Raw genomic sequence first — 14,527 nt, forward strand, 5'->3', positions numbered from 1 at the left:
GCGGGGCACAGGCACAGCCAAGCGCAGCGCTACAGCTCGTACTTGTACACGCGGTAGATGTACTTCTCGGCTTCCATCTCGTACGTGGCAATGGGCAGTCCATAGCGATCGTACTCGGCAAAGGTCTTGGCTATGCCCGATGCCACGAGCATGCTATTCGAATCGCCGACGCGCTGCGCACTACTTACGTAACCTGAGAACGGCACTGCGATCTGGTCCACAAGCTCGTAGGTGCGCGCGGTCTCGTCCACCGTAAAAATGCGCCCAAACGAATGCGTTCCCTTGCTGTAGTCGGTCACTACCGCAGCGCCCAGCTGGCCCCAGTCGAACTTGGGATAGCTCTCGGCAGCACCAAAGTTGTTGTCGTATAGCAGCACCTGGTAGCGACCAGTCGCGGTCGTCTCGTCGTTTGGCAGATAGGTCACACTATGCTGGCCTGCGTTGAGCGAAAAATCGCCTTGAGCCTGCAGCAACTTGTCCTCAAAGCCCGAGCCGGCCCAAAACTCTGGCGGGCCCATAAGCCAATCGACCGTAGGCGTACCGTAGATATCCGTGAGCTTGATGACCGTTGAGGTCTCGCGCGAGCTGAGCAAAACGGTGCCGCCGCCGAGCCACTGGATCGTGTTGATGTGAATCCAATCCAGGTCGCCGTCCGAGGCAACCTTGGCACTTGCCTTGAGGTCGGGGAATATATCGCCCAGGTCCACGACGAGAGAGACGTCACCTGTTGTTATGTCGACCTTAATGATGAGGTCCTCTACATTAACGCGATCGTCCTTATCTTTTTTGGCAGCCGCGCGATCGACGTCCAAATCGGCTTCGGAGCCGGCGTGACTCGCCAGCACCAGCAGGTTGCCATCGTCATCGAAAGCGTAGTCGTGGTGTAGCTCGTAGTCGCCCGTGCTCCAGACGTTTACCACCTGGCCGATGGCGTTGATCTGGGCCATCTTGGTAGTCGAGACGCTCATGATCATGCTGCCGTCGCCCGGGAACAGCAGGCGGTGGCTGCGGTAGCCGACAATCGGCACCTCGCCGCGAATCTGGCCGTCGTTGTCGTAGAGGTACATAAAGTCGAGCTTGGACGAGTCGTTGCCCAGAATAGTAAAGAGACCATCGGCAAGCGGCGTATTGGACTCCCCCGACGTGACGGCAAGCTGCTCTTCTTCCTCGCCTTTGAGAGCCGGCGTCTTGACCGTGAACGTCGAGGTGCGGCTGATACCATCTTGTGCCGTGCAAGTGATGGTTACCGTGTTTTTGTGGTTGGGAATGAGGCCGATGACCTTGAACTCGTGTTCCGTGGCCGGCGCGTCGCCGCCGTGGGGCGTATGGGAAAACGCGGCGACCTTGGGCGTGTCACCAGTCTTTTTGCGACCGGCGACCTTGTAGGAGACGGTTACGGAATCCGTTGTCGCAAAGCGAACGTAGCAGCTCAGGGTATCGGTGCCAAAGGGGTCCTGCGCGATAAACGGAGTGGTCTCGTTGTAGCCGCCGTCAGCGTACTCGGCATCGAGCCGCTCCTTGATGGCCGCCTGCTTCTCGACGTCGTAGGTCGCGACAATCTGCTTGTGGAGTTTCTTTTGCTCGTCAGTGAGCTCGTTGCTCGCAGTAGATGCGGCGCCCGTGCCGGCTCCGCCGACCGAGCAGCCCATGAGCCCTGTCCCGGCAAGCGCCAGCGCGCCCGCCGCACCCGCAAGAGCCGCTCGACGCGAAAGCAGTCTGCTGTCCTTGTCACTCAATTCCATATCGTTACCGTCTTTGAATACCATTGTTGTTCCCTCATATACCACGGCGTTTGCCCATCCCTGTCTAATTTTGACTCGCAGTTTAACAAACGCCCCTTAATGCAAGTTTAAGCTTGTAGCGATACGGAAACGCGGGGCGCGAAGGGAATCCGCAACCCTTCCGCTCCCAACTGATCAATCGGAGCGGCCGCGATGGTGCTCGATCCAGTCCGCGGCAAAGTCGACAAGTTCGCGTTGGCGCATAAAGCGGATTGTCCCGTTGCCGAGCGGCGCTGCGGCGCACTGACACTGCAAATGATATGTTTCTCAATGTTGCCGAGGAATCTTTTTAGTACTTGAAGAAGCCCTCGCCCGAGCTTTCGCCCAGCTTGCCTTCGTCGAGCATCTGCTTGAGGACGGATGCCATGGCCTTAAAGTTGTAGGGCATCATCATCTTTTTGAGCAGCGGGCTCACCAAGCCCGGCACCTTCTGATACTGCATGACGATGTTATAGGCCGTCTGGATGCCCACGGTGTCGAACACGCGGAACGGGCCCTTGGGCGCGCCAGTGCCGCGCGTCCATGCGAGGTCGATGCTCTTGGGGTCGCTGACGCCCGAGACGTACAGATCAAGGCCCGAAAGCAGCCACGGCACCAGCATGGAATTGAGCAGATAGCCGTTCTTTTCCTTGTTGACGGGCAGGGCAAGCATACGGATGTCGCTGGCAAAGTCGACGAGCTCATCGAAATAGCGCTTGTCGGTCTGGTCCTGAGCCATGACCTCGGTCATGTTGTTCTTCCAGATGGAGTTGGCAAAGTGCAGCGACAGGTACTTCTCGGGGCGGCCAGTGTACTTGGCAAAGGTGCTCGGCAGCAGCGTGGAGGAGTTCGTCACGACAACGGTCTTTTGCGGGAGAACCGGGGCGAGCTTCTTGTAGAAGTCGATCTTTGCCTGGGTGTCCTCGGCCATCGACTCGATAACCAGATCGGCGTCGGCCACTGCCTTGGCAAGATCGAGCTCTAGCTTGAGTGTGGAGTAGGCACGCTCGACGGCGGCGAGCGCCGCCTCCTTATCGAAGGGCTGGTCGCTATCGGCGATACCGGCACACCACTCGCCCGTGCCGTCCGCCATGCCCTCGATAGCCGCGATGTACTCCTCGCGCACATGATCGATCTTGGGCTGAGTGCGGCCGATGCTGCCCTCGCTGCGCAGCCAGATCGTCACATCGAAGCCGCAGTAGGCAGCCTGAAAGGCAATCTGGCTTCCCAACACGCCGCCACCGGCAACACAAACGGTCTTGTAGCTCATAGGAACAGTCCTCTCTTACGTAATTCCATGGATGTGTATTTATTCAACCGTAAGGATGACGCGCGCTAGAGGTGGGTTCCATAAACGGACGGTATTTTGCGGCGAACGGCTACATATGTTCATTATCTCAGGGTTCCAAGGGCGATTTTTGGTGCCACTGACACGTAGCTTTCGGAAGAGGTGATAGTTGGGGCGTTTACGCAGCATACGTCCAGCAAAAACGGGTGGTAGCCGATACGGCTACCACCCGTTTGTCTCATATCTAGCACATAGCAGGCCAACTACTTCTTAATGCCACGTCCCAGACGCTTGGCGACCGATGCAACGGCCTCCTCGCTGACCGAGCCACAGCTCACGCAGCCATCATGGGCATGCATCTGGCCGGTGACCTCGTCCATCGCGAGCGGCGCCACCTTCTCGAGCTTAAAGCCCTTACCGGCGCGCATGTTTTCCTTGGCCACGCTGATCATGAGCTTAATGCGGTTGAGCTGGTTGACCTCGGACGCGCCGGGGTCGTAGTCCACTGCGACAATGTTGCTCTCGGGGTGCCGACGGCGCAGCTCCTTGATCACGGCCTTGCCCACCACGTGGTTAGGCAGGCACGCAAAGGGCTGCGTGCAGATGATGTTGGGCGCGCCATGGTCAATCAGGTCGAGCATCTCGGCCGTGAGCAGCCAGCCTTCACCCATGTTGTTGCACACCGAAAGCACCGTACGGGCCTTGTCCGCCATGGTGCCGATGCGCTCGGGCGCCTCAAAGCGGCGGGACATTTGGAGCAGCTCCTCCACCGGCGTACGCATCCAGTCCACGAGCTTGATGAGCGCCTGCATACCAGCGCGCGTGGTTGCAGAGCTTCCGAGCTCATCCTTCTGCAGCTCGGCGTTGCTCATGGAGTACAGGAAGAAGTCCAGCAGGCCCGGCACCACGGCCTCGCAGCCCTCGCGCTCGATAACGTCGACCACGTGGTTGTTGGCTGTGGGGTGGAACTTGACCAAGATCTCGCCGACCACGCCCACGCGCGGCTTGGTGCCCTCGCCCACGAGCGGCATGGTGTCGAACGCGCGGATGGCCTCGCGGCACAGCTTGGTGTAGTTGTGGCGGTTGAACTTGGGCGCCAGCTTGCGGGCGCGCGCCATGTACTCCTCGTAGAGTGCGTTGGCGGCACCGGGCGTAGCCTCGTATGGACGACAGCGATAAAGCATCTGCATCATCACGTCGCCAAAGAGCACCGCGTAGACTGCCTGCTTAAGCAGCGCCGGCGTAATCTTAAAGCCGGGGTTGTCCTCACCGAGCGCCACCGCCGAAAGCGAGATCACCGGAATCTCGGGGTGGCCGCTCTCGCGCAGGGCCTTGCGGATGAGTGCGATGTAATTGGTGGCACGGCAGCCGCCGCCGGTCTGGCTGATAACCACGGCCGTCTTGGACAGGTCGTACCGGCCGCTCTCGATGGCCTCCATAATCTGGCCGGTCACCAAAATGGACGGATAGCAAATGTCATTGTTCACATAGCGCAGGCCGGCCTCGACGGCGTCGTGATCGGTCGAGGGCAGCAGCTCCAAGTTGTAGCCGGCACCGCGGAACACCTCTTTGACCAGGTCAAAGTGGATCGGCGCCATCTGCGGGCACAGGATGGTGTAGCCCTCCTCGCGCATCTGCTCGGTAAAGGGCACCTTGGGCCACGCGGTCGATGCACTCTCGCGCTGAGCCTCGAACGTGTACTTGCGGCTCGCGAATGCGGGGGCATCCGTGGAGGGAGCCACCGGCGCGGCATCGCCCTGCTCGTAGGTCTCGCCCGCGGCCGCGGCCTCGGCCAAGCGCTCGGCCTCCTGGTCCTTAAGCGCGGCCATGAGCGAGCGGATGCGGATGCGCGCGGCGCCCAGGTTGGACACCTCGTCGATCTTGAGCACGGTGTAGATCTTGCCGCTGGCCTCCAGAATCTCCTGCACCTGATCGGTAGTCAGAGCGTCCAGGCCGCAGCCGAAAGAGTTGAGCTGGATCAGGTCCAGGTCGTTGCGCATCGTCACAAAACGGGCGACGGCGTACAGGCGGCTGTGGTACATCCACTGGTCGACGACGCGGATGGGACGCTCGGGCTTCACCAGGTGCGCAAGCGAATCCTCGGTAAAGACCGCAAAGCCAAAGCTCGAGATAAGCTCGGGCAGGGCGTGGTTGATCTCGGGGTCGTTGTGGTAGGGGCGACCGGCGAGCACGATGCCGTGACCGCCATGGTCCTCGACCCACTTAAGGGCCTCCTCGCCCATGGTCTGGATGTCCTCGTGGAAGCGTGCATCGGCCTCAAAGGCAGCGTTGACGGCGGCATCGACCTCGGAGCGCGTGATCTTGGGACCGCGCACGCGACCGCGACCGGCTTGCGAATCGGCCACGCGGTCGACGGCAAGCACCTGGTACAAGCGGCGCTTGAGCTCGGTCTTGTCGTGATAGGGCACAAACGGGTACAGGAACTCGATATTCTGCTCACGAATCTCGTCGATATTGAGTGCCAGCGCCGTGGGGTAGCTCATGACGATGGGGCAGTTATAGCAATTGCCGGCCGTCGGATCCTCCTTGCGCTCCCAGCGCACGCACGGCATCCAGATAAAGTCGACATCGCGGTCGATAAGGTTCATCACGTGGCCGTGGCTCATCTTGGCCGGATAGCACACGCTCTCGGACGGCATGGACTCGATGCCCGCCTGGTAGGTCTTCTTGCTCGACTGGTCGGACAGCTGCACGCTAAAGCCCAAGCGCGTAAAGAACGCGTGCCAGAAGGGGTAGTTCTCGTACATGTTGAGTGCGCGCGGGATACCCACGGTGCCGCGCGGGGCCTCGTCGGGGCTCAGCACCTCGCGATTAAAGAGCAACTCGTTTTTCTTTTTGAAGAGGTTAGGGGCCTCGGTTTTTTGCTTTTTGTGGCCGGCGCCCTTCTCGCAGCGGTTGCCGGTAATGAAGCGCCTGCCGCCGCCAAAGTCGTTGACGGTGAGCTGGCAGTTGTTGGAGCAACGGCCGCAGCGGACGTGCTTTTGCGTCACAGTGAGGTGCGCGATGTCCTCGGCCGAAAGGATGGTCGAGGTGCCGTCGGCGCCAGCGCGATCGCGGGCGAGCAAGGCCGCACCATAGGCGCCCATGCAGCCGGCGATGTCGGGACGCACGGCGTGAACGCCGGTGAGCTGCTCAAACGCGCGCAGCGTGGCATCGGACATAAAGGTGCCGCCCTGGACGATCACCTGGCTTCCGATCTCCTTGGGATCGCGCAGCTTAATGACCTTGAACAGGGCATTCTTAATGACGGAATAGGACAGACCGGCCGCGATGTCGCCCACCGTGGCGCCTTCCTTTTGCGCCTGCTTAACACGCGAATTCATAAAGACCGTGCAGCGACTGCCCAGGTCCACCGGAGCCTTGGCATGGATGGCTGCGTCGGCGAACGCGCGCACGTCCATGTTCATAGAGACGGCGAAGCTCTCGATAAAGCTACCGCAGCCCGACGAGCAGGCCTCGTTGAGCATGATGTGCTCGATGACGCCGTCCTTTACGCGCAGGCACTTCATGTCCTGGCCGCCGATGTCCAGGATAAACTCGACGCCGGGCAGGAACGCCTTGGCGCCGCGTAGGTGCGCGACGGTCTCGATCTCGCCGGAATCGGCCTTGAGGGCCTCGATGAGCAGCGCCTCGCCGTAACCCGTGGTGGTCACGTGGCCGATGGTGCAGCCGGCGGGGATGTGGTTGTAGAAATCGGCCATGATGACCTTGGCCGTACCCAGGATGTCACCGTTGTTGTTGCCGTACCAGGTATGCAGCAACTGGCCGTCCTCGCCCACAAGCGCGGCCTTCATGGTGGTGGAACCGGCGTCGATACCGATGAACACGCGACCGGTGTAGCCTTCGAGCTTGCCCTTGGGGACGACCTCGGTGTCGTGGCGGGTCTTGAACTCGGCAAAGTCCTCGTCGGTGGCAAAGAGCGGATCCAGACGCTCGACCTCGGCGCCCTGTGTGTCACCCAGGGCATCGATGGCCTCGATGAGCTGCGGGAACGTGCTGAGCTTATTGGACTCGTGCGCCATGGCGGCACCGCTCGCCACAAACAGGTGAGCATTTTGGGGCACGATGCGGTGCTCCTCGTCCAGGTTGAGCGTGAGGTAGAAGCGATGGCGCAGCTCGGAGAGATACTGCAGCGGGCCGCCCAGGAAGGCGACGTTACCGCGGATGGGACGGCCGCACGCCAGGCCTGAGATGGTCTGGGTCACGACAGCCTGGAAGATGGAGGCGGCCACGTCCTCGGGGCGGGCGCCCTCGTTGAGCAGCGGCTGGACGTCGGTCTTGGCAAAAACGCCGCAGCGGCTGGCGATGGGATAGATGGTGGTGGCGTTGGCCGCGAGTTCGTTAAGGCCGCTGGCGTCGGTGTGCAGCAGGGTTGCCATCTGGTCGATGAACGCACCCGTGCCACCGGCACAGGTGCCGTTCATGCGCTGCTCGATGCCGTTATCGAAGTAGATGATCTTGGCGTCCTCGCCGCCCAGCTCGATGGCGACATCGGTGGCCGGGATGAGGGTCTCGACGGCGCGCTTGCTGGCGATGACCTCTTGGACAAACTCCAGGTCGAGCCACTGGGACAGCAGCAGGCCGCCCGAGCCGGTAATGGCGCAGGTCATCTGGGCCGTCGGCAGCACGGCCGCAGCACCCTCGAACAGGTCGCGGGCGCAGGCGCGGACGTCGGTGTGGTGGCGCTGGTACTTGGCGTAGACGATCTGGTTGTCGTCGTTGAGCACGGCGAGCTTGACGGTGGTGGAGCCCACATCGATGCCCAGGTGCAGGTTGCCGTGGGCGGCCTCGGGGTTGAAGATTGCGCCTTCGGGGGCGTGGGCGGCGGCTGCGGGCTCGGCGGCGGTGGCGGGCTCGCTAGCGACGGACGTCTCCCCTACCGAGTTCTTGGCATCGGCAACTGCCTCGGCAACTTTCTCGGCAGCCGCGGTCGCGGCCTTCTGCGCGGCGTCCACCACGGTGGGCGCGGCCTCACGCGCGGCAGCGACCATACGGTCCTTGATGCCCTCGACGAGTTTGCTCATTGTCTCTCCTCTTAGTTGTTGGACTCGACGGTTGCGGGGGTGTCGGCCGCGTCCTCGAGCTGCAAGTTCAATAGCTTCATGCCGTACTCCGGCACGTTGATATCGATGGGTTGGCCATACAGGTCACCAGGGCGCACAAAAGCGAGCACCGTCATCATGCGCGCCATGGCCTCGGGCGATTCGGTGAGCCCACGCTCAAACCAGCGCTGAATCATGCCGACCTCGGCACTCACGACGTAGGTGACGTAGTAGTCAAAGAACGTGCCCAGCGCCAGGCCCAAAATGCCCGTCTGTGCACGCGGCACCACAGCCTCACGCGCGGTGTCGATAATCCTTTTAATGAAGGCCTGGTCGCCGCCCGGACCCAGCAGCGCACCGATTAAGTCGCGGTTGGCCGCAAGATAACGCAGCAGCTCAACCGAACCGGGCGCCGGCTCGAGCTCATCGATGTTGTGATAAAGATCGGGCAGCCGAGCTGCGGTGATGAGCTCAATACGCTCACGGATCTCAGCCAGCAAGCCGTCCTCGATTTGATTGATAAAGTCGGGGATATCGCGGTAATGCGAATAGAACGTACGGCGCGTAAGGCCGGCGCGCTCGGTGAGCGACGCGACGTTAATGCGCGAAAGATCGCCGCTTTCGGCTAGTTCGCTGGCAAGTGCCTGGCGAAGGGCACGCTGCGAGCGAAGGGACCGGCGATCGCATTTCTCGAGCTGGGACAAGCGTCCTCCTTGTTACTCAGCCTGTGCGCTATTGCACAGTGCGAGTATTATTGCACACCGTGTGCATCAACACGTAAAGGCAATATTTGGATGCGACGAAGGGGCAGTCCCTTTGCCACATCGAGCCGCTGCTTGGTCCCGTTAATGGGACCAACAATCGCCACGCCCGTTTCATCATGCCGGTAATGATCGATAAGGAGGCCGACATGAACAATCAGGCATGCGATGGCATCACCGATGCCGGCAAGGACCTCGTCCTCAGCTGCATCAAGAGCCAAGAGCTGCGCGACCACATGCGTAAATACCTATACTGGCCAGCGCCAATTATCGCCGGCTCTCTTAAGACGCTTGATGAAAAGCGCACCATGCTCGAGCAACTCCGCAAGGAGGTTTCGCCGGAGCTGACCGAAGATGTCGATTCGCATCTTGCCCAACTTAACAGCGCGCTTGAAATGCTCGACAACATCGAGCGCGGCCGCGGAATCCTCCTGTTGCACGTCATGGTCTACAACGAGGAGGAACGCGACGCCGACGCCCTCGACGGTCCCTTCCCCACCGCATCCTGGGAAGCCGCGCAAACGCTCATGAAGCGCTACATCGAAGAGTATCCTGAAGACGACTGGCCCGAATCGTACTGGAAGATCGACCTATACACCTCAGAAGACCTGCACGAACATCAAACGGCGCAGCCCTCCCTGGCGTTTGCGGCAACCAAGGATGGCGAGCTTATATTTCTCCGCGATCAGCGCAATAACCGCACTCGCAAATCGTATGTCGAAAGCGCCTGGCGAAACGATAGCAGACGGTTCTGCGACAGCAACGAGCCCATCTACACGCCGTGGGTACCGGGCGACATCCTCAAAATCGACGGTCGCCCCTTCGACCACGGGCCTCGCTTTGCCATTGTGCTCGAAAACGACTACGAGCACACGCTCCGGGGACAGATTTGGTGCGCAGGGCCTAGCAAAGATCACGGCGTTAAGGAGGGTTCGCTTTCATCCGGCACCTACCGCGACAGTCTCTTGGACCCCTTCATCCCCTCCGCCCTCTACACCGCCGAGCGCTATACCGGCGACTTGCCGGACGACTGCGCCTTTATGCTCGAGCTCTCGCAAAAGTTGCACGATAATCCCGACTACGGCAAACAATGGTCCGAGGGTTCCGTCGGACATGACTGCCTTCAGCCGTATCGCAAGCCCGCCAACCAAAGCGAGCTGGATATTCGTTCGGACATCTTTGAGTTTTTGGACTCGCGCAGCATTAAGGAGCATCTTCAACGAATCAACTACGAGCTCACCACACCCGTAGCGGCTTTCATTGTCAATTGCTCGCATAAAGCGACGCTGCAGCAAAAGCTCGAAGGCTGGCAAAAGATCATCGACAATATGCCCAATTGCACTATGAGCCGCAGAAATGACACGGTCAACGTCCCGGACTTCCATGCCTTTCTGCGCAATGTCATCAGGCAGGAGCAAAGAAAGCTCGCACACTTTAAAAGGACGGACGGTCAAAGCCTGTACTTCTTTGAGGACTACTCGTGGGACCGGCGCGGGCAGGGCGGCTATCTTTACGGCCCGTACAGCAGTTATCAAAAGTGCTTCGATGCCATCTGGAAAGAGCTCGACGGTGACGACCCCAAAGCCATCAGGATCACTCGTCGTCCCATCGACCCAGAAGAAGACCACTATGCCGACGACATGGTCTTACTCAATGCGAACGGCGAAGTAATGTCTTGCGATTACCGCAACAAAAGCGAGTGGGACGAGGCGGGCACCGCCAGCGATTTCGAGGACATGTGGTTTGATATCCCGACGCCTTTCCATGCCGGAGACATCGTCTGCAACCTCCAACGCCCCGACAAGCCGATGGTGCTGTTTGACCTGCAAACTTGGGGATCCGAACGAGTCGACAAAGAGCTGGCCTCCTCCGTCTACAAAGAGCGCCTCGTTCAAAAGGCCGACAAGCTATTGCGCTGGCACCGATATGACGGCGACACCAGCGACATGTACGCCTACGGCTGCCAAGTCTCATCCGCCTTGCATTTCCCCTTCTACATTGGGGAGCCTGAGGGCTTTCTTTTGGACATCGACTATTACCGCAAGCCACTCAAGTCAGAGGAGCGAATCCTTTACGGCGTCAGGGCATATGTCAAAGGCGACCTGGCGGTTGATTCGCTCGCCGCAATGGCCAGCGCATGCGAGCTACAGGCGCTGGCGGAGAAAAAGGCGCGTGGCTTCGAGGATGCAGACGGTTGGCTCAAGGACCGCTACCCGGAGCTGTTCGATGCGACGGCCGATCCCTTCTTAGAGGGAGGTTGCACCAGTTACGCTTAGTTTTTGAAACGCCACTACCGATTGTCCTTTCAGTACGCGCACACTCATGTACCAGTGCGTTTCCAAAAGTATGTTTGACGCGAGATTCATATCAGACCCGTTAATGGGATCACAAAGCACAGCCTCTGATGGATGCTAACGGCAACGACCGAATTGGAGGTTGCTATGGACAGCCAAGCAGATACCGTGATCACCGATGCCGGCAGGGAGCTCGTTTGCAGTTGCATCAAGGACGATGAGCTGCGTGCTCATATGTTCAAACACATGGGAATGGCAGATGGCTCCCTCTGTAAAACCATCGGCGGCTCCCTCAAGACGCTCGACGAAAAACGGACCATGCTCGAGCAGCTTCGCAAAGAGGTCTCATCGGATTACGCCGAGACGATCGACTCCGACCTCGAACAACTCGACACTGCACTCGATATGCTTTACAACGTTGACCGTGACCGCGGTATCTTGCTGGTCTCCGGCATGTTTTACAGTGAAGACGAGCGCGGGCACGACACCTTTGATGGCCCCTTCCCCGTTGCCTCTTGGGATGCCGCTCAAACCCTTATGAAGCAATACGTCGATGACGACCCCGATGAAGATTGGTCCGAATCATTCTGGCAGATTAAGCTCTATACCGCCGAAGACTTACACGACCGCCCACGCACTCAAGCCTCGCTGATATTCGCCGCAACCATGGCTGGCGATTTGGTCTTTTTGAGCGACCGCCGGAATCAGCGGACTCCGCATCAAAGCATCAATCACTTGCCGTGGAACAATAGCAAGCACTTCTGCGCCAATGGTGAGGTCTTTTACACTCCCTGGGTCCCCGGCGACATCATCAAGATCGACGGTCGGCCCTTCGACCACGGCCCTCGTTTCGCCATCGTGCTCGAAGACGACTACGATAGTTCGTTCAAAGGCCAGGTTTGGTGCGCCTATCCGAGCAAAATCTACGGCGTTGAGGAAGGCAATCTCCGCTTGAGGGATTTCACGGACGGCTTCCTCGACGACTTCACACCCTCTGCGCTCTACACCGCCGAACGCTATATCGGCGACTTGCCCGATGATTGCTCCTTTATGCTCGAACTCTCGAAAAAGCTGCACGATGACCCCGGCTGTGGCAAACATTGGTCGGATGGATCGGTCGTACACGACTGCTTGCAGCCATATCGCACATCGGCCGGCGCCGGCGTCAACGCCATACGTTCGGACATTCTCGAGTTTCTCGACTCGCCCGATATCAGAGAGCATTTGGAAGGCATCGGCTACGAGCCCACCACGCCCGAGGCAGCGTTCATCGTCGACCATTCGAACGAGAAGACGCTGCAACAGAAGATCGAGGCCTGGCAAAAGATTCTCGAAAACATGCCCAATTGTGCGATGAGCAGGCGATACGGCACGTTCAATATCCCCAACTTCCATGTCTTTCTTCGCGACGTCATCAGATGGGAGCGCAAGAAAATCGTCCGGTTCAAACAGCCTGGCAAGCACATGTATTTCTTTGAGGACAAGACGGGAAGTCCCCCTGAGAGCGAGTGCAATTATGGCCCCTACACCAGCTACGAAAAATGTTTCGAGGCAATCTGGAATGTGCTTGAGGAGGAGAATCCTACCTCGGTTGAAGTAACACGCCGCCCGATCAATCCGGACGAAGACTACTATGCCGCCGACAGGCTCATGCTCAACGCAAAAGGCGAAATTATGGACTGCCAGCTGAGCTGCATCGACATGGAACGCGAGGGCGAAGACCCCACTTTCGCTTTTGAGTTGATGTGGTTTGACATCCCGACGCCATTCCATGCCGGCGACATCATCTGTTGTCACGGCGACCCTAGCGACCCCATACTGCTTCTCAATATGCAGACATGGACCACGCAGCGGGTCATAGATGAGCTTCCGCCTTCCACCTACAGGGAATGCGCCGCAAAAAAGGCCGACGACCTGCTCAGGCACCATCGGCAAAATGGCGATACGAGCGACATGTACGCCTACGGCTGTCAGATTGAATATCCCCTGGAGTACCCCGTCTATATCGGAGAGCCGAGTTGTTTTCTTCTCGATATGGAATACTGCCGTACCCCGCTCAAGCCGGAGGCGAGAATTCTGTACGGCGTGCGGGCATATCTCGACGGCAATCTGGGTCTTGACTCACTAATTGCGCTATCAAGTTTTTGCGAGCTGCAGGCGCTGGTCAAGAAAAAAGCCGAGCGGTTTGAAGGGGAAGACGGCGGACTCAAGATCCGCTATCCGGAGCTGTTCGATGATGCGATAACCCCGCCGGAGCGATTCGAAACAAAGAGGAGCTAACCATGGACATCTTGGATTTTGTGGACTCCCGGGACATTCGGGAGCATCTCCGCCGCATCAATTTTCAACCCAACACCATTGAGGCCGCCTATCTGGTTTGGTTTTCGAAGACCGCCTCGCTTGAGCAGAAGCGCGAAGCCTGGCAGGAGATCGTACACACCATGCCCAATTGTTCGCTGGAGGCAACCCTTGCCGGTCTTGGAAGGCCGGCCATCCCCGATTTCCATGCTTTTTTGCGCTGGACAATCGATTACAACAAGCGGTGCGTCGATGCGTTTACGAGTGGGACGGGCTACGTTTATCAGTATGAAGAGGAGATTGTGCCCGACGGGCAACTTTGTGGGGCCTTCGGCGCGCCATTCAGCTGTTATGAGAAATGTGCCGAGGCGTTGCGCGGTGATGATGAACTGGCGAGCCGTCCAGAGGCACGCGTACGCATCGCCCGGTACCCACTCGATGCCGACGAAGAACATCGCCGGGAAGATTGGCTCCTTGTGAACGGCAAAGGTGAGGCCCTTTCCGTTTATTGTCCTTCCGCCGGCCCCATTGAGAACGATTGGGGGATCGCGTTCGAGTTCATCTGGGTCGATATCCCCACGCCGTTCCACACCGGCGATATCGTCTGGACGCCGCAAGGCAGTGTCCGTGAGCCGTTCACGCTGTTCGATCTGCCCACGTGGGACCGGACAAAGCTCGAGGCAGAGCTTCGGCAGGCAGACCGTTCTGACGAATGGCTTGATCATGCGCAGCAGCGCCTCGAGCACTATCGCCATGCAGGGGATATCAGCAACATGCGTGCCACTGGCTGCTCGATTACCTACAACGAGACGTTTCCCCTCTACATCGGCGAGCCAGACCCGCTTTACCTGAATCTTGAGTACTATCGCAAACCACTCGAAGACGAGCAGCGAATTTTAATCGCCGCCCAGGCCTACCTGCGCGGCGACCTGTATGTCGACTCACTCATCGCGTTTATCGACACCATAAGGATGGAGTCCAAGGCAAAGCGCAACCTGAAAGAGCTACGTCTTGATCAGGCGCCGCTCAAGGAGAAGTACCCGCAGCTATTTGAATAAAGGTC

Annotated in this window: 7 protein-coding genes; 3 read left to right on the forward strand and 4 right to left on the reverse strand. The window is 59.2% G+C overall.

The window, feature by feature from the left end:
• Nucleotides 1-29: 29 nt before the first annotated feature.
• The 4 genes from ACTQ40_RS02495 to ACTQ40_RS02510 form a co-directional block, all read right to left on the reverse strand.
• Nucleotides 30-1,742, reverse strand: coding sequence for an aryl-sulfate sulfotransferase (locus ACTQ40_RS02495; protein ID WP_441563261.1), 1,713 nt, complete (start codon nucleotides 1,740-1,742; stop codon nucleotides 30-32).
• 328 nt (nucleotides 1,743-2,070) lie between these two features.
• On the reverse strand, nucleotides 2,071-3,030 hold the full coding sequence (locus ACTQ40_RS02500) for a 3-hydroxyacyl-CoA dehydrogenase (RefSeq protein WP_154514839.1): 960 nt from the start codon (nucleotides 3,028-3,030) through the stop codon (nucleotides 2,071-2,073).
• A 281-nt stretch (nucleotides 3,031-3,311) separates the two neighbouring features.
• Nucleotides 3,312-8,093 carry an acyl-CoA dehydratase activase-related protein gene (locus ACTQ40_RS02505; protein ID WP_441563262.1) on the reverse strand — a complete coding sequence of 1,594 codons (4,782 nt, stop codon included), beginning with the start codon at nucleotides 8,091-8,093 and terminating at the stop codon, nucleotides 3,312-3,314.
• Between the two features lie 11 nt (nucleotides 8,094-8,104).
• Entirely contained in the window at nucleotides 8,105-8,815 is a 711-nt protein-coding gene (locus ACTQ40_RS02510; protein ID WP_427728052.1) for a TetR/AcrR family transcriptional regulator, read from the reverse strand.
• A 185-nt stretch (nucleotides 8,816-9,000) separates the two neighbouring features.
• Here ACTQ40_RS02510 and ACTQ40_RS02515 point away from each other — a divergent pair, with 185 nt between their 5' ends.
• The 3 genes from ACTQ40_RS02515 to ACTQ40_RS02525 all read left to right on the forward strand — a co-directional run bounded on the left by ACTQ40_RS02515 (nucleotide 9,001) and on the right by ACTQ40_RS02525 (nucleotide 14,522).
• A complete protein-coding gene (locus ACTQ40_RS02515; protein WP_441563263.1) occupies nucleotides 9,001-11,148 on the forward strand; it encodes a hypothetical protein in 2,148 nt (715 codons plus the stop codon).
• Nucleotides 11,149-11,334: 186 nt separating this feature from the next.
• Nucleotides 11,335-13,446, forward strand: a complete 2,112-nt coding sequence (locus ACTQ40_RS02520; RefSeq protein WP_441563264.1) for a hypothetical protein — start codon at nucleotides 11,335-11,337, stop codon at nucleotides 13,444-13,446.
• Between the two features lie 2 nt (nucleotides 13,447-13,448).
• Complete coding sequence (locus ACTQ40_RS02525) at nucleotides 13,449-14,522, forward strand: hypothetical protein (RefSeq protein ID WP_441563265.1); 1,074 nt, start codon at nucleotides 13,449-13,451, stop codon at nucleotides 14,520-14,522.
• Nucleotides 14,523-14,527: the final 5 nt, after the last annotated feature.

The sequence above is a fragment of the Collinsella sp. Sow4_D11 genome (assembly GCF_052116465.1).
In the GTDB taxonomy this organism is placed as follows: domain Bacteria; phylum Actinomycetota; class Coriobacteriia; order Coriobacteriales; family Coriobacteriaceae; genus Collinsella.